The 16415-nt window shown below is 69.1% G+C and carries 14 protein-coding genes; 8 read left to right on the top strand and 6 right to left on the bottom strand.

Annotation, left to right across the window (positions count from 1 at the left end):
* Positions 1 to 56: 56 nt before the first annotated feature.
* From ACFYWI_RS01845 to ACFYWI_RS01830, 4 genes are all read right to left on the bottom strand, one after another.
* Positions 57 to 776, bottom strand: a complete 720-nt coding sequence (locus ACFYWI_RS01845) for an HAD family hydrolase (RefSeq protein WP_389223915.1) — start codon at positions 774 to 776, stop codon at positions 57 to 59.
* Positions 777 to 785: 9 nt separating this feature from the next.
* Positions 786 to 2261: a glutamate--tRNA ligase gene (gene gltX / locus ACFYWI_RS01840; protein ID WP_389223912.1), complete on the bottom strand. Its 1476-nt coding sequence runs from the start codon at positions 2259 to 2261 to the stop codon at positions 786 to 788.
* On the bottom strand, positions 2254 to 3027 hold the full coding sequence (locus ACFYWI_RS01835; protein WP_389223909.1) for a fumarylacetoacetate hydrolase family protein: 774 nt from the start codon (positions 3025 to 3027) through the stop codon (positions 2254 to 2256). The genes gltX and ACFYWI_RS01835 overlap by 8 nt, the downstream gene beginning before the upstream one ends.
* 169 nt (positions 3028 to 3196) lie before the next feature.
* Positions 3197 to 3370: a hypothetical protein gene (locus tag ACFYWI_RS01830; protein ID WP_389223906.1), complete on the bottom strand. Its 174-nt coding sequence runs from the start codon at positions 3368 to 3370 to the stop codon at positions 3197 to 3199.
* A gap of 579 nt (positions 3371 to 3949) precedes the next feature.
* Here ACFYWI_RS01830 and ACFYWI_RS01825 point away from each other — a divergent pair.
* From ACFYWI_RS01825 to ACFYWI_RS01790, 8 genes are all read left to right on the top strand, one after another.
* On the top strand, positions 3950 to 7441 hold the full coding sequence (locus ACFYWI_RS01825) for a nitrate- and nitrite sensing domain-containing protein (RefSeq protein ID WP_389223903.1): 3492 nt from the start codon (positions 3950 to 3952) through the stop codon (positions 7439 to 7441).
* Positions 7442 to 7450: 9 nt separating this feature from the next.
* Entirely contained in the window at positions 7451 to 7864 is a 414-nt protein-coding gene (locus ACFYWI_RS01820; RefSeq protein ID WP_215177658.1) for a roadblock/LC7 domain-containing protein, read from the top strand.
* A gap of 137 nt (positions 7865 to 8001) precedes the next feature.
* The gene (locus tag ACFYWI_RS01815) at positions 8002 to 8409 is read left to right on the top strand and encodes a DUF742 domain-containing protein (RefSeq protein WP_389223900.1); all 408 of its coding nucleotides are present in this window, start codon (positions 8002 to 8004) and stop codon (positions 8407 to 8409) included.
* Positions 8390 to 8971, top strand: a complete 582-nt coding sequence (locus ACFYWI_RS01810; protein ID WP_326652837.1) for an ATP/GTP-binding protein — start codon at positions 8390 to 8392, stop codon at positions 8969 to 8971. Before ACFYWI_RS01815 ends, ACFYWI_RS01810 begins: the two co-directional genes overlap by 20 nt.
* Positions 8972 to 9310: 339 nt before the next feature.
* Positions 9311 to 12532 carry a nitrate- and nitrite sensing domain-containing protein gene (locus ACFYWI_RS01805; RefSeq protein ID WP_389223897.1) on the top strand — a complete coding sequence of 1074 codons (3222 nt, stop codon included), beginning with the start codon at positions 9311 to 9313 and terminating at the stop codon, positions 12530 to 12532.
* A gap of 10 nt (positions 12533 to 12542) precedes the next feature.
* Entirely contained in the window at positions 12543 to 12956 is a 414-nt protein-coding gene (locus ACFYWI_RS01800) for a roadblock/LC7 domain-containing protein (RefSeq protein WP_006127847.1), read from the top strand.
* A 96-nt stretch (positions 12957 to 13052) separates the two neighbouring features.
* Positions 13053 to 13622 (top strand): DUF742 domain-containing protein, encoded by a 570-nt coding sequence (locus ACFYWI_RS01795; RefSeq protein WP_389223894.1) that lies wholly within the window; start codon positions 13053 to 13055, stop codon positions 13620 to 13622.
* Complete coding sequence (locus ACFYWI_RS01790; RefSeq protein WP_215097095.1) at positions 13603 to 14184, top strand: ATP/GTP-binding protein; 582 nt, start codon at positions 13603 to 13605, stop codon at positions 14182 to 14184. The genes ACFYWI_RS01795 and ACFYWI_RS01790 overlap by 20 nt, the downstream gene beginning before the upstream one ends.
* Positions 14185 to 14501: 317 nt before the next feature.
* On the opposite strand, the gene ACFYWI_RS01785 is transcribed toward ACFYWI_RS01790, so the two are convergent.
* Both ACFYWI_RS01785 and ACFYWI_RS01780 read right to left on the bottom strand, forming a co-directional pair.
* Positions 14502 to 14711, bottom strand: a complete 210-nt coding sequence (locus ACFYWI_RS01785; RefSeq protein ID WP_389223890.1) for an acyl-CoA carboxylase subunit epsilon — start codon at positions 14709 to 14711, stop codon at positions 14502 to 14504.
* 30 nt (positions 14712 to 14741) lie between these two features.
* Positions 14742 to 16352 (bottom strand): acyl-CoA carboxylase subunit beta, encoded by a 1611-nt coding sequence (locus tag ACFYWI_RS01780; protein WP_389223887.1) that lies wholly within the window; start codon positions 16350 to 16352, stop codon positions 14742 to 14744.
* Positions 16353 to 16415 lie beyond the last annotated feature (63 nt).

Below are 16415 nucleotides of genomic sequence, written 5' to 3'. Positions count from 1 at the left end.
TGCTTGCGCTTTGCGGCCGGACCTTTCGGCCCCGCTCGGGCGGCGCAGGAAGAACATTACCCGAAGGTGGACGGCGCTCCAAAACGGGTATCCGCCCGCAGCAGGGCGGGGAGCTGGTCGAGACCGGTGATACGGCTGAGCTCGGGCCGCCCGCCGAGTCCCCCGCGATCCAGCCAGACACCCACGAGCCCGGCCGCAACGGCCCCACCGGCGTCGATGTCGGGCTGGTCCCCCACGTACGCGACCTCTTCGGGCGGCAGCGCAAGGGCCTCACAGGCGGCGTGGAACGCCTTCACCGCGGGCTTGGAGACCCCCAGCTCGACCGCGCACAGGACGGCCTCGAACCGGTCGCGTACCCCGAGGACGCGCAGCTTGCGGTCCTGGTTGAGGAGCGAGGAGTTGGACAGGACGGCTTGGCGGTAGTCGCCCGCCAGTTCGTCCAGGGCCGGGACCGCGTCGGGGAAGAGCGTCCAGGCGGCCTCGTAGTGGACCACGTAGCGGTCGAACCACGCGTCGGCATCGTCGTCGCCCAGGACCTGGCCGGTGAAGGCACGCACCCGGTCCCGGCGCTGCCCCTGCCAGTCCGTCTCACCGGCGGAGAAGCGCTCCCAGTGCTGAGCGGTGAGCTCGCGCCAACGGCCGAGGGCCTGGTCGACGGAGTCGTATCCGTCCGCCAGGCCCTCGGCCTCGAGGTGCTGCTGCATACCGGCGCGGTCGGCGCGGGCGTAGTCGAAGATCGTGTCGTCGATGTCCCACAGGACCGCGCGGATCGGCATGATCCGAGGCTAGGCCCTCAGCTTCTCCAGCGCGGCGTCGATCCGGGAAAGCGTGCGGTCCTTGCCCAGGATCTGCAGGGACTCGAAGAGCGGCAGGCCCACCGTACGGCCGGTGACCGCGACGCGGACCGGGGCCTGGGCCTTGCCGAGCTTGAGTCCGTGGGCCTCGCCGGCCGCCAGGACGGCCTCCTTCAGCGACTCCGGGCTCGTCCAGTCCGCGGCCTCGAGCTTCTCGCGGGCGGTGCGCAGCAGATCGTCCGAGCCCTCCTTCATCGCCTTGGTCCAGGACGCCTCGTCCTCGACAGGCTCCTTCAGGAAGAGGAAGTCGACGTTCTGCGTGATGTCGGACAGGACCGTCAGACGGGTCTGGGCGTACGGGGCGATCGCCTCCCACGCGGACCGGTCGAAGTCCTCGGGCGCCCAGTTGGCGTGCGGGGCCTTCAGCCAGGGTTCACAGGCTTCGGTGAACGCCTTCACATCGAGGCGGCGGATGTGGTCGGCGTTGATCGCCTCGGCCTTCTTCAGGTCGAAGCGGGCCGGGTTCGCGTTGACGTCCGCGACGTCGAACCTCTCGATCAGCTCGGCGATCGAGAAGATGTCCTGGTCCGCGGAGAAGGACCAGCCGAGCAGCGAGAGGTAGTTGAGGAGGCCCTCGGGGAGGAAGCCGCGCTCCCGGTAGATGTTGAGGTTCGCCTGCGGGTCGCGCTTGGAGAGCTTCTTGTTGCCCTCGCCCATGACGTACGGGAGGTGGCCGAAGGCCGGGATCTCCTTGGCCACGCCCAGCTCGATCAGCGCCTTGTAGAGGGCGATCTGGCGGGGGGTGGAGGAGAGCAGGTCCTCGCCGCGCAGGACGTGGGTGATCTCCATCAGGGCGTCGTCCACCGGGTTGACCAGGGTGTACAGCGGCGCACCGTTGGCGCGGACGATGCCGTAGTCCGGGACGTTGTCCGGGGTGAAGGTGAGCTCGCCGCGGACCAGGTCCGTGAAGGTGATCGGCTCGTCGGGCATCCGGAAGCGGATGATCGCCTCCCGGCCCTCGGCCTCGTACGCGGCCTTCTGCTCGGCACTCAGGTCGCGGCACTTGCCGTCGTAGCCGGAGGGCTTGCCGGCGGCGCGGGCGGCGTCGCGGCGGGCCTCGAGCTCGAGGGAGGTGCAGTAACAGGGGTAGGCGTATCCGCCGGCCACCAGCTTCCCGGCGACGTCCCGGTAGATGTCCATGCGCCGGGACTGCCGGTAGGGGGCGTGCGGGCCGCCGACCTCGGGGCCCTCGTCCCAGTCGAGACCGAGCCAGCGCAGCGAGTCGAGCAGCTGGTTGTACGACTCCTCGGAGTCGCGGGCCGCGTCGGTGTCCTCGATGCGGAAGACCATGGTGCCGCCGCTGTGCCGGGCGAACGCCCAGTTGAACAGCGCGGTGCGGACCAGGCCCACATGGGGGTTGCCGGTCGGGGAGGGACAAAAACGTACGCGGACGGATCCGTTAGCCACGCTTGATCACCTTGTTGGTGAGAGTGCCGATGCCTTCGATGGTGACGGCGACCTCGTCGCCGACGTTGAGGGGGCCGACCCCGGCGGGCGTGCCGGTGAGGATGACATCGCCCGGGAGCAGGGTCATGGCCTCCGTGATGTGGACGACCAGGTCCTCGATGGAGCGGACCATGTCGCTCGTACGACCGAGCTGGCGCTGTTCGCCGTTGACCGTGCACTGGATCGTGAGGTCGCTCGGGTCGAGGTCGGTCTCCACCCAGGGGCCGAGGGGGCACGAGGTGTCGAAGCCCTTGGCGCGGGCCCACTGCTTCTCGCGCTTCTGGGCGTCACGCGCGGTGACGTCGTTGGCGCAGGTGTAGCCGAGGACGACGTCCTTGACACGCTCGCGCGGGACCTCGCGGCACATGCGGCCGATGACGACGGCGAGCTCGGCCTCGTGGTGCAGCTCGTTGGAGAACGAGGGGTACTCGATGGCGTCACCGGAGCCGATCACCGAGGTGGTGGGCTTGAAGAAGGCGACGGGGACGTCCGGGACCTCGTTGCCGAGCTCTGCCGCGTGCTCCGCGTAGTTGCGGCCGATGGCCACGACCTTGTTGGGGAGCACGGGCGGCAGCAGCCGGACCTTGCTCAGCGGAACCTTGGTTCCGGAGAGTTCGAAGTCGGCGTACGGAATGCCCTTGATGATGTCGAGGACGAGCCCGTCGGGGCCGTCCTCGACCGCGCCGAAGGCGACATTGCCGTCGATGGAGAATCTGGCGATGCGCACGGGATGCTGTCGCCCCTCACTACTTGCTCGCTGGCCGGAGACTGACGCTCCAGGCTAACGCGGCAGGCGGCACCCGCCGTGCGCATCACCCCGCAGGGGACGTCACCGAGCGGGTGGCGCTCGGCCCATGGGCGAGTGACGTCACCGGCGGCCGAGCCGAACCGGCCCCTCAGGAAACCGGCGCGTCCATGAGAGTGGTGCGGCGGGGGTTCGCGGTCTGGGCGGGAAGATCGAGCGAGTGCTCCTGCTGCTCCGGCCCCTGCAGCTCGTCCGCGTCCGTGAGGTGGGCGAGTGTGGTGCGCCGGGGGTTGGCTATGTTGCGGAACATCATCGTCGTCTTCATGGGTTGTTTCAGACCTCGTCGTGCTACGGGCACTGCGTGAGCGCCGGTTGACGGATTGCTTATCCCTGTAAAGCGACAGGCTAAACATCCAATTCCCAGCCAAAGCCCGGAAGACTCAACGATCTAGGTGTGAGTTTCCTCACGACTTGAGTGTGAATTCCGGCAATCCGGACTCTGGATCACCGTCACGGAATCGGACATTGCGCCACTGAATGCACCATTCCGCTCCTGATCATCGCGACTGGGACACCCCCCACCCGTAAATGACTCGTACGAAAAAGCCCGATTCATCCATGAACCCTTTCTACGGGTTGTGACACGTCGCTCACATCGCGTCACCAAGGTCACAGCCCGGTACGCCGCTCTTGTTGGAGATCCGGCACTGTGCTGGAATTCCACGCACCGCCGCGGGTTTCATGCCGGCGCGCAAGGGCGCAACGCAGCGCCGTCGAGCGGCGGTGAAAGGGGGAGGAAGCGCCGGTCAATCACGACCACCCATGGGGCAGTCTTCGCCCCAAGACGCCGACACCGTCCCACCGTGCAAGCGGGGGGACGCCTGGTCCAGAGGTTGCGACGCTAGTGCAGGGACGTTTCAAGAGGGATGGCAGCGCTGCGGCGGAACAGGAGCCGCGCGGCGGGACCGACCGCGGCTCCTCGCCCCAGCACACCCACAACCAGGGACCGGCTGGGTCCGGCGACAGCGGCGAGCGTGCCGCGCGCCCCGGTGCGGCGACGCCCGGCGACGGGTCCACGGCTTCGGCCAAGCCCAGGAGCTTCAGGGATTTCAGGGGCTCCAAGGGCCCGACGGACACCGGATCGCGAATAGCGCTGCGCAACTGGCGCATCAGCACGCGACTGGTGTCCCTGCTCACCCTGCCGGTCGTCGCGGCGACCACACTGGGCGGACTCCGTATCCAGGAGTCCATGGACGACATGAAGCAGCTGGATCACATGCAGCTGCTCACCAAGATGACCCAGGAAGCGACCGAGCTGGCGCAGGCGCTCCAGGCGGAGCGTGACCTGTCCGCCGGTCCGCTGGCCAACGGCACCCCCGAGACGGACTTCAAGGTCTCCGGGCCGCGTACCCAGACCGACCGGGCGCGCAAGGCCTTCCTCGAGGCCACGCGTGACATCCCCAACACGGACGGCGACGAGGCGCTGGAGAGCATCCGCGCCAACGCGAACCAGATCGCCGTGCAGGTCAACACCCTCGGCACGATCCGGGACAGCGCATACGAACAGGATGCCAACTCCCTGACCGTCGAGAGCTACAGCCGGCTGATCGAGTCGCTGCTGAGCCTCTCCCAGGACATGGCGCAGGCGACCAGCAACCCGGACATGATCAAGCGGACGCGTGCTCTCGCGGCCTTCTCCTCCGCCAAGGAGTACGCGTCCATCCAGCGCGCCATCATCGCCGCGGCGCTGCCCGGCGGCAGCGACGCCAAGGCCCCGGGCCTGACAGAGAACGACCGGCTGTACGGCAAGGCGGCTCTGGAGAACGGCAAGACCGAGCTCAAGACCTTCAAGTCGATCTACGAGTCCGCCGGCGGCGACTCCGAGGAGCTGACCGCTCCGCTGGACAACGGCAACCCGACGATCACCGCGTCCGAGCTGTACGCCAAGCGCGTGCTGGACACGAAGGGCAACCTCGAGCGGCTGCCGGAGCGTTCGCACCTGGACTGGACCGACGACTACTCGGTCCGCATCAACGCGATGAAGCAGATCGAGGGCACGCTGCTCGACCAGATGGAGAGCAAGGCCCGTGAGCTCCGCGAGGAGTCGCAGCGCGAAGCGATCATCAACGGTGCCCTGATCCTCGTCGTCCTCGGTGTCTCGCTCGTCGGCGCTTTCGTCGTGGCCCGTTCCATGATCCGCTCGCTGCGGCGGCTGCAGGACACCGCGACCAAGGTCGCCTCGGACCGCCTGCCCGAGCTCGTCAAGCAGCTGTCCGAGGCCGACCCGCAGGACGTGGACACCTCTGTCGAGTCCGTCGGTGTGCACTCCCGGGACGAGATCGGCAAGGTGGCCGCGGCCTTCGACGACGTGCACCGCGAGGCGGTCCGCCTCGCTGCCGAGCAGGCTCTTCTGCGGGGCAACGTCAACGCGATGTTCACCAACCTCTCGCGCCGCAGCCAGGGTCTTATCCAGCGTCAGCTCTCGCTCATCTCCGAGCTGGAGTCCCGCGAGGCCGACCCGGACCAGCTGTCCTCGCTCTTCAAGCTGGACCACCTCGCGACCCGTATGCGCCGGAACGGCGAAAACCTCCTCGTCCTCGCGGGCGAGGAGCCCGGCCGCCGGTGGACCCGTCCGGTCCCGCTGGTCGACGTGCTCCGTGCCGCCGCCTCCGAGGTGGAGCAGTACGAGCGCATCGAGCTCGCGGCGGTCCCCGCGACCGAGGTCGCCGGCCGCGTCGTCAACGACCTTGTGCACCTGCTCGCCGAGCTGCTCGAGAACGCGACGTCGTTCTCCTCCCCGCAGACCAAGGTCAAGGTCACCGGTCACGCCCTGCCCGACGGCCGGGTGCTCGTCGAGATCCACGACACCGGTATCGGCCTCTCCCCCGAGGACCTCGCCGCGATCAACGAGCGGCTGGCGTCGCCGCCCACCGTGGACGTCTCGGTCTCCCGCCGCATGGGTCTGTTCGTGGTCGGCCGCCTGTCGCTGCGACACGGCATCCGCATCCAGCTGCGTCCCTCCGACTCCGGTGGCACCACCGCGCTCGTCATGCTGCCCGTCGATGTCGCCCACGGCGGCAAGAAGGTGCCGGGCAAGCCCGGTGCGGGCGGCCAGGGCGCTGTTCCCCCGGCGGCCGGCGGGCGGCCCGGTGCTCCGGCCGGCGCAAGCCGTCCCGGCCTCGGCGGCGCAGCCGGCGGTGCACCCTCCCCCATGGGAGGTGCCCCCAGCGGCCGGCTCGGCGCGGGCGCGCCCCGTGGACAGGTCGGTGGCGCTGCTGCCCCGCGGGCGGCGCTGCCGCCCCGTGACGGGGCTCCGCGCCCCGGTCAGGGCGGCCCGACAGGCGGTCAGCAGGACACCTCACGTCAGGGTGCCGGTTTCGGCGCGCCCCGTGGTGCGCATGCTGCTCCTTCCCGTAACGAGACCCCCCAACAGAGCGGGCCCGGTGCGGGCGACCGCGGCCGGCAGTTGCCGGCTTCCGGCGGTCCGCGTGCCGAGCTGCCCGGTGGTCCGTCCGGCCGCCGCGACGAGTCCGTACCGCCGCGCCAGCAGCGCCCCCAGGCCGCCAGTTGGGGCAGCGAGCAGCCGTCGGTCCCGCAGCAGCGTCCTTCCGCGGACGCGCCGCGCGGGCACGAGGACCACGACACCCGTGGCCCCGGTGCGACGGCCGAGTTCCCGCGACCGGACTACAACTCCCCGCCGCCGCGCGGTGCGGGAGCCGGCGGCAACGGCTCGTCCACAGGCCAGTTCGTACGCCCCGATGTCTACGGCAGCTCTGCTCAGCAGCAGAACGCGCCCGCTCCGCGTCCGCGCGACACCTCGGGCTTCGCTCCGCCGCGGCCCGCGAACGGGCCCGCGAACGGGCTGCCCGCGCCGTATCAGCCGGAGGCGCTGCCGCCGGCCTCCGGTCCCGGAGACGGACGTACGCCCCTGTATGACACTCTGGAGACCAACTGGTTCCATGGTGCGCAGGGTGGCCGGTCCGCCGGCCAGCAGGACCCCGGCATCCCGCCGACGTCGCCGGAACGTTCCGTTCCGCCGATACCGCAGCGCTCCCCTGCGCCGAGCCCGGCAACCCCGGGCAACGCGCAGAACGCGAGTGGCGCCACGTGGCGCACCTCGCCCAACGACGAGTTGGTACGCCAGGCCGAGCGGGTCAGAAAGCCCGCGGCGGGCGGCGTCACCACCTCCGGTCTGCCCCGCCGGGTCCCGCGCGCCAACCTCGTGCCGGGTACCGCGCAGGAACAGAACCACCAGACAGGTCCGCAGGTTTCCCGTGCGCCCGACGATGTGCGCGGCCGGCTGACCAATCTCCGACGGGGTATCCAGCAAGGCCGGCAGCAGAACAGCACGACCGGCAGCTTCAACCTCGGCCCGACTCACCAGCAGGAGCGTTAGTTGAGCCCGATGAGCCAGGCCGCGCAGAATCTGAACTGGTTGATCACCAACTTTGTGGACAACACCCCTGGGGTGTCCCACACAGTGGTGGTCTCCGCCGACGGTCTGCTGCTGGCCATGTCCGAAGGATTTCCCCGCGACCGTGCCGATCAGCTGGCAGCGGTGGCATCGGGGCTGACCTCGCTGACCGCGGGGGCGTCCCGGATCTTCGAAGGCGGTCCGGTCAGCCAGACCGTGGTCGAAATGGAACGCGGCTTCCTGTTCCTGATGTCCGTATCCGACGGGTCCTCGCTGGCCGTGCTGGCGCACCCCGACGCCGATATCGGCCTGGTGGGCTACGAGATGGCTCTCCTGGTCGACCGGGCCGGGAGCGTCCTCACCCCGGACCTGCGGGCGGAACTTCAGGGAAGCCTGCTGCACTGAGTCACCGTTCCCCCCACGCACAGACCCAGGTAGCCCATTGCGCCCCACCGCACAGACATCCGTCAGGCCGCCGTTAGGCCCCCCACCGGCCCACTCAGACGTCACGCAGACCACGTGCCGTCACGCCCGGAGGATTCATGACCCCGCCAACCGCCTCTCACGATCCGTACGGCGCCTCGGTAGACGCGTCCTACGGTTTTGAGGGCGACCAGCCGCTGGTCCGTCCGTACGCCATGACCGGCGGCCGGACCCGGCCGCGTTACCAGCTCGCCATCGAGGCACTGGTCAGCACGACGGCCGACCCCGCGCTCCTTGCCGGGCTGCTCCCCGAGCACCAGCGGATCTGCCATCTGTGCCGGGAGGTCAAGTCGGTCGCCGAGGTGTCGGCTCTGCTGTCGATGCCGCTCGGCGTCGCCCGGATCCTCGTCGCGGACCTGGCGGAGGCCGGCATGGTGGCCATTCACCAGCCGGGCAACGGAGAGGCCGGCGGCACGCCGGATGTGACACTGCTCGAAAGGGTGCTCAGTGGACTTCGCAAGCTCTAGCGGCGGTGCGGCCCGGTCGACCACCAGCGCAAAGATTGTGGTGGCGGGCGGCTTCGGCGTGGGCAAGACCACGTTCGTCGGCGCCGTCTCGGAGATCAACCCGCTGCGTACGGAAGCCGTCATGACGTCCGCTTCGGCCGGCATCGACGACCTCACCCACACCGGCGGCAAGACCACCACGACGGTCGCCATGGACTTCGGCCGCATCACGCTCGACCAGGACCTGATCCTGTACCTCTTCGGTACACCGGGCCAGGACCGCTTCTGGTTCATGTGGGACGACCTGGTCCGCGGCGCCATCGGCGCCGTCGTCCTCGTCGACACCCGACGCCTCGCCGACTGCTTCCCCGCGGTCGACTACTTCGAGAACAGCGGCCTGCCCTTCGTCGTCGCTCTCAACGGCTTCGAGGGACACCAGCCCTACAACCCCGAAGAAGTCCGCGAGGCACTCCAGATCGGCCCCGACACCCCGATCATCACCACCGACGCCCGCCACCGCGCGGACGCCAAGAGCGCCCTGATCACACTCGTCGAACACGCTTTGATGGCGCGGCTCAAGTAGACGTCGCTATACGGCAGTTGTCGTAGTTGTGGAGGGACGGGCTGTGTCTGTTTTGACACGGCCCGCCTCCATGTTCATAACATTTCGACAGAGAATTGACCCGCAGCGACCACCCGCCGCACACGGCTGGTATCACTGCGCTCACGTGAGCCTCGCCTTTTGTCAGGGCTCGTTCCTTATGCCCGTTTCATCTGAGGCACAGGCCACTCGGAATCGCAGATTCCAGGTGTTTGGAACGGGACCCCTCGACGTGCTGGAATTCGTCGAACTCCCGAGTAGTACGGCTCTGAACGAAACACGGCACAACGTAGGTGCCGACGCCGAGAGGTTGTTGGTCGAGTGAGGCGAAGCAAGAACAGCTCCGCAGAGCAGCAGGCGCGGGGCAACTTCACCCCGCCGCCGCGCGCAGTGGCGTCGCCTGCGGATGTGTCGGGTTCCTCCGGTACTCCCCCGGTCGCCGGCAGCTCCAGCCGGCTGTCCCCGCGCAACTGGCGGGTGCCCACCCGTCTGAACGCGATCCTGCTCATACCCGTCCTCGTCGGACTGGTGATGGGCGGCTTCCAGGTGAAGACCTCGATCGACACCTGGAGCGAGGCCCAGGACGCCGAGAAGACGGCACTCGTCGTGCGTGCCGCCTCCAAGTACGGCCAGGCGCTGCTCAACGAGCGTGACGTCACTGCCCAGCCCCTGCTGCTTGCCACCAGTGAGGACGCCCGCAAGAGCGCCGTCATCAGGGAGGCGTATGCGGACACGGACGCCGCCGCGGCCGAGTTCGACGCGGCCGTCGAGGACATGCCGCAGACGGATGGCCTCAAGCGCCGCCTGGGTCTGTTCCGCGAGGAGGAGCCGACCCTGGTGAAGCTGCGCCAGGTCGCCTACACCAAGGCGCTCGACCCGGTGCAGACCGAAGAGGGCTACGTCAAGGTCCAGCACTCGCTGATGGAGTTCTCCAACGAGCTCGGCCTCGGCACCGGCAACATCACCAGCTACGGCCGTACCGTCTATGCCGTCCAGCTGGCCAAGGCAGCCACGTCGCTGCAGCGCTCCATCGGCATCCACCTGCTGGTCAGGCCCAGCAAGGACGAAGGCGTCCGCGGCCGGCAGCTCGTGGCGTTCAACTCGTACAACTACCTCGAGCAGATCGCCATCGGCGAGTACGTCTCCGGCGGCACCCAGGCCGACCTGGACAGGCTCAAGGAGATCATGGCCGCCAAGGCCACCGAAGGCGGGAAGCGGCTCCAGGCCGCGGGTCTGAACCCGCCCAAGGGCCCGGACGGCTCCGTGCTGACCGGCATGGCCACGCAGATCGGCCAGGGCAAGCCTGCTGCCGAGCTCAAGGCGCAGGACATCACGCCCGAGACCTGGTTCGGCGGCTCCACCGCCAAGTTCGACGGCTACACCGAGATCGAGAAGGACCTCGTCGACCGGGCCGTGGACGAGGCCGCGACCATCTCCGACGACGCCAAGACCGACGCCTTCGTCAACGGCGCCATCGTCATCATCGCGCTGCTCACCGCCTTCATCCTGGCCGGTCTCATGGCCCGCCAGATGAGCCGCTCGATGCGCCAGCTGCGTACCGCCGCCTTCGGCATCGCCGAGCAGCGCCTGCCGATGCTCGTCGACCAGCTCTCGCGCACCGATCCGGGCCGCGTCGACACCCGCGTCCAGCCGATCCCGATCGACACCCAGGACGAGATCGGCGAGGTTGCCCGCGCCTTCGACCAGGTCCACCGCGAGGCCGTCCGGCTCGCCGCCGAGCAGGCCATGCTCCGTGGCAACGTCAACGCGATCTTCACCAACCTCTCGCGCCGCAACCAGTCGCTGATCGAGGGCCAGCTGACCCTGATCACCGACCTGGAGAACAACGAGGCCGACCCGGACCAGCTCGAGAACCTCTTCAAGCTGGACCACCTGGCGACCCGTATGCGCCGCAACGGCGAGAACCTTCTCGTCCTCGCGGGCGAGGAGCCCGGCCGCCGCTGGAACCAGCCGGTTCCGCTGGTCGACGTGCTGCGCGCCGCCTCCTCCGAGGTGGAGTCCTACGAGCGCATCGAGCTCACCGGCGTCCCGGAGACGGAAATCCACGGCCAGGCCGTGAGCGACCTCGTGCACCTGCTCGCCGAGCTGCTGGAGAACGCGACGACGTTCTCCTCGCCGCAGACCAAGGTCCGCGTGACGGCCACCCGGCTGCCCGACGGCCGGGTCATGATCGAGATCCACGACAAGGGCATCGGCCTGACCGCCGAGGACTTCGCCGACATCAACCACAAGCTGGCCAACCCGCCGACGGTGGACGCCGCCGTCTCGCAGCGCATGGGGCTGTTCGTGGTCGGCCGACTCTCCGACCGTCACGGCATCCGCGTTCAGCTCCGCCCCTCGGGCGAGCAGGCCGGCACCACCTCGCTGGTCATGCTTCCCGACGCCATCACCCACGGTGGCGGTGGCGAGGCGCTGCCCGAGGACGACTTCACGGTCTCCTCGATCATGCCGGAGCAGCACCAGCCGCAGTCCTACGAGAGCATCGCCCCGATGCGCACCGCGGCGGAACTCGGCTTCGACGACTCCCGCTACGAACAGCTCGCGGACCCCTCGACCCAGCTCGACCCGGTCGGCCGCTCGCTGGCACGCGAAGAGCGCCGGGCCGCCCTCGAGGCGCAGGCACAGGGCACCGAGCCCATGTACGGCGACGAGGCGGGATACGCCCAGGGCGAGCAGGAGTACGGCTCCGAGTACGGCCAGGAGTACGCCCAGGGCTACGCGCAGGACCAGCAGCCGTCGTACGACGGGTACCAGGTGCAGGGCGGCTACCCCGAGCCCCAGCAGTCACTTGAGCAGCACTCGGCCGGGGCATATGCGGAGGCCAATTACCAGGCTCCGCAGAGCGCCCAGCCGCAGTACGACGCTGCGTACGACCCCCAGCCCCACCAGGCACAGTGGTCGGATCAGGACAGCTACCAGGCCTCGTACGAGCCGGATTACCGGACCGAATCGGAATCTGCGCCCGACGCCCCCACGAACGCTCCCGAGCGCGTAGGCTTCGAACGTCCGGGACCCTCTCCGAGCAGCAGCCACGAGGTGACGAACGCCGGTCTCCCGAGGCGCGGCAGCAGCCAGCCGTCGCAGCAGCAGCAGCCGTCACCCCAGCAGTGGCAGCAGCAGCCCGCCGAGCAGGCCCCGCAAGCTCCACAGAGCGGACGGTCCGACAACGGCGGCGGCAAGGGGTTCAACTTCGGCCCCTCCTCCGACTCCGACAGCGAATGGCGCTCGAAGAACGACGAGCGCTGGCAGCGGGCGGAGAAGCTCCGCGACCCGAAGGCGGGCGGGGTCACCCCCTCCGGCCTCCCGCGGCGCGTGCCCAAGGCCAATCTGGTCGAGGGAACGGCGGAGCAGACGCCGCAGGGCGGCCCCCAGGTCTCCCGCGCCCCTGAGGACGTGCGTGGCAGGTTGAGCAACCTGCGACGCGGTGTCCAGCAGGGACGCAGCGCGGGGACGGACACGAACGGACCGGCCACTTACGATCGACACAGTGGCCCGGGTAGTACCTACAACCAGGAGCGTTAGTGTGAGCCCGATGAGCCAGGCGGCGCAGAATCTGAACTGGTTGATCACCAACTTCGTGGACAACACCCCCGGGGTGTCCCACACCGTGGTGGTCTCCGCCGACGGACTCCTGCTGGCGATGTCCGAAGGTTTCCCGCGCGACCGCGCCGATCAGCTGGCGGCAGTGGCCTCCGGACTGACCTCGCTGACCGCGGGAGCATCCCGGATCTTCGAAGGCGGCGCCGTCAACCAGACGGTTGTGGAGATGGAACGCGGATTCCTCTTCATCATGTCCATCTCCGACGGCTCCTCACTGGCCGTACTCGCCCACCCCGACGCCGACATCGGCCTCGTGGGCTACGAGATGGCCCTCCTGGTCGACCGTGCGGGCAGTGTGCTCACCCCCGACCTGCGGGCGGAGCTCCAGGGAAGTCTTCTCAACTAACAGGCAGACAGTGCGTTTCACGCCACCGCACCGTAAGGTGCGGTGGCGCGGCTCCACAGGGACAGGGACCGGCTACCGGCAGTCGGAGGAGGAAACGTGGCAACACCCCCAGGCGGACGCCCATACGAGGGTGGTCATCAACCCCCGGGCGATCCCCAGGCGAACCGCTTCAACTTTCCTTCGACCCCGAGCAGACAGGGCCCGCAACAGCCTTACCAGCAGCCGCAGTCGCCGTACGGCCAGCCGTACGACCAGCCGCAGCAGCCCCGTATCCAGCCGGTGCAGCCGCGGAAGCGTCCTGAGCCCACGACGGCGTCGGGCAGCAGCAATCCGCTGGTGCGTCCGTATGCCATGACCGGCGGCCGGACCCGGCCGCGTTACCAGCTCGCCATCGAGGCACTGGTCAGCACCACGGCCGATCCGTCCCGGCTGCAAGGGCAGTTGCCCGAGCACCAGCGGATCTGTCGGCTGTGCATCGAGATCAAGTCGGTCGCCGAGATCTCGGCACTTCTCACCATCCCCCTCGGCGTTGCCCGGATCCTTGTCGCCGACCTGGCGGAGGCCGGACTTGTCGCCATCCACCAGCCAGGCGGCGACGAGGCCGCCGGCGGCCAGCCAGCCGTGACACTGCTCGAAAGGGTGCTCAGTGGACTTCGCAAGCTCTAGCGGCGGTGCAGCCCGCTCAACCACCAGCGCAAAGATTGTGGTGGCGGGCGGCTTCGGCGTGGGCAAGACCACGTTCGTCGGCGCCGTCTCGGAGATCAACCCGCTGCGTACCGAAGCCGTCATGACGTCCGCATCGGCCGGCATCGACGACCTCACCCACACCGGCGACAAGACCACCACCACCGTCGCCATGGACTTCGGCCGCATCACGCTCGACCAGGACCTGATCCTGTACCTCTTCGGTACACCGGGCCAGGACCGCTTCTGGTTCATGTGGGACGACCTGGTCCGCGGCGCCATCGGCGCCGTCGTCCTCGTCGACACCCGACGCCTCGCCGACTGCTTCCCCGCGGTCGACTACTTCGAGAACAGCGGCCTGCCCTTCGTCGTCGCTCTCAACGGCTTCGAGGGACACCAGCCCTACAACCCCGAAGAAGTCCGCGAGGCACTCCAGATCGGCCCCGACACCCCGATCATCACCACCGACGCCCGCCACCGCGCGGACGCCAAGAGCGCCCTCATCACCCTGGTCGAGCACGCACTGATGGCCCGCCTTCGGTAGTCCTTCCGCACCGGATCCCTGTCCGGCCGCAGGGAACAGCCCCGCACTCCGAGCGAGAGGAGTGCGGGGCTGTTCCCTGTGCCGACGCCATCGTGGTGAAGAGGTGGTGCGGGTCGAGCCGCACGACAGCGGGCGACGGCGGTGCCCGGGGCCCGAGGGGGCGGCCGGGGGCTGCTGCTCGTGACCGAAGCGGCGAACGCTGCCCGGCAGGATCGTCCGGTGCGGGGACGGCGCAGCCGGGATCGGGGGCCGGCGGGGAAACGCAAGGCCCCCGCTCGCAACTGCGCGAGCGGGGGCCTTGCGAGGCCGTACGGGTGTCAGCCCTGCCAGCTGTGGGCCGTGCGGAAGCCCGACTGGCGCTCCAGGCGGCGCCAGCCGGCGGTGGAGCGGCCGCGGTGGGGCTGAGTGGTGGAGGAGGAGGAAGCCGCGCGGGCCATGAGGACCGCGGTGATGGCCGCCAGTTCCTCAGGGTCCGCCTGGCCCTTCTCGACGCGGAGGAGGGAGGAGGACTCGATCGGAGTGCTCATGAGCTTCGTGGCTCCAGTCTCGTCGCAGGATTACTGCGGGGGGTTGCCGTGCTTGCGGGACGGCAGGTCGGCGTGCTTGGTACGGAGCATCGCGAGGGAGCGGATGAGCACCTCGCGTGTCTCGGCCGGGTCGATGACGTCGTCGACCAGACCGCGCTCCGCGGCGTAGTAGGGGTGCATCAGCTCGGCCTTGTACTCCTTGACCATGTGCTTGCGCATGGTCTCGGGGTCGTCGGCCTCGGCGATCTGCCTGCGGAAGATGACATTGGCGGCACCCTCGGCGCCCATCACCGCGATCTCGTTGGTCGGCCAGGCGTAGGTGAGGTCGGCGCCGATGGACTGGGAGTCCATGACGATGTACGCACCGCCGTACGCCTTGCGCAGGATCAGCGAGATCCTCGGCACCGTGGCGTTGCAGTACGCGTAGAGCAGCTTCGCACCGTGCCGGATGATTCCACCGTGCTCCTGGTCGACGCCGGGCAGAAAGCCCGGTACGTCCAGAAGCGTGATGATCGGGATGTTGAACGCGTCGCACATCTGCACGAAGCGCGCGGCCTTCTCGGAGGCTTCGATGTCCAGGACACCGGCCAGGGACTGCGGCTGGTTGGCGACGATGCCCACCACCTGGCCGTCGAGCCGGGCGAGCGAGCAGATGATGTTGCGCGCCCAGCGCTCGTGGATCTCGAGGTAGTCGCCGTCGTCGACAAGCTCCTCGATGACCTTGTGCATGTCGTACGGGCGGTTGCCGTCGGCCGGGACCAGGTCCAGCAGCACGTCCGAACGCCGGTCGGACGCGTCGTCGGCCTGGACCGTCGGCGGGTTCTCCCGGTTGTTGGAGGGGAGCATTCCGAGCAGGTAGCGCACCTCGGCGATGCAGGTCTCCTCGTCGTCGTACGCGAAGTGCGCGACGCCCGAGGTCTCGGCGTGCACATCCGCGCCGCCCAGCCCGTTCTGGGTGATCTCCTCACCGGTGACGGCCTTGACGACGTCCGGTCCGGTGATGAACATCTGCGAGGTCTCGCGGACCATGAACACGAAATCGGTGAGCGCCGGCGAGTACGCCGCGCCGCCCGCGCACGGGCCGAGCATCACGCTGATCTGCGGGATGACACCGGACGCCCGCGTGTTGCGCTGGAAGATGCCGCCGTATCCGGCGAGCGCGGAGACGCCCTCCTGGATACGCGCTCCGGCGCCGTCGTTCAGCGACACCAGCGGCGCCCCCGCCGAGATCGCCATGTCCATGATCTTGTGGATCTTGGTGGCGTGGGCCTCGCCCAGCGCGCCGCCGAAGATCCGGAAGTCGTGGGCGTAGACGAAAACCGTGCGGCCCTCGACCGTGCCCCAGCCGGTGATGACACCGTCGGTGTACGGCTTCTTGGCCTCCAGGCCGAAACCGGTCGCCCGGTGCCGGCGCAGCTGCTCGACCTCACGGAACGAACCCTCGTCCAGCAGCAGCGCGATGCGCTCGCGGGCGGTCAGCTTGCCCTTCGCGTGCTGTGCCTCGGTGGCACGGTCGCTGGGGCCTCGCCGGGCCTCCTCGCGCAGGGCGTGCAGCTCGGCCACGCGGCCACGCGCGTCGGTGGCCTCGACGGCCTCGACGACGTCGACTGGCTCACTGGTGGTCTCGTCCAAAACGGTCATGCATCGACCCTACGGACCGGACCAAGAAAACCCTGCCGTTGACTCTGTACAGTCTCGCGCCCG

The sequence above is a fragment of the Streptomyces sp. NPDC002889 genome, assembly GCF_042888425.1.
GTDB lineage: Bacteria > Actinomycetota > Actinomycetes > Streptomycetales > Streptomycetaceae > Streptomyces.
The sequence above is the reverse complement of the archived record's forward strand: the minus strand, read 5'-3'. Positions and strand labels throughout refer to the sequence as shown.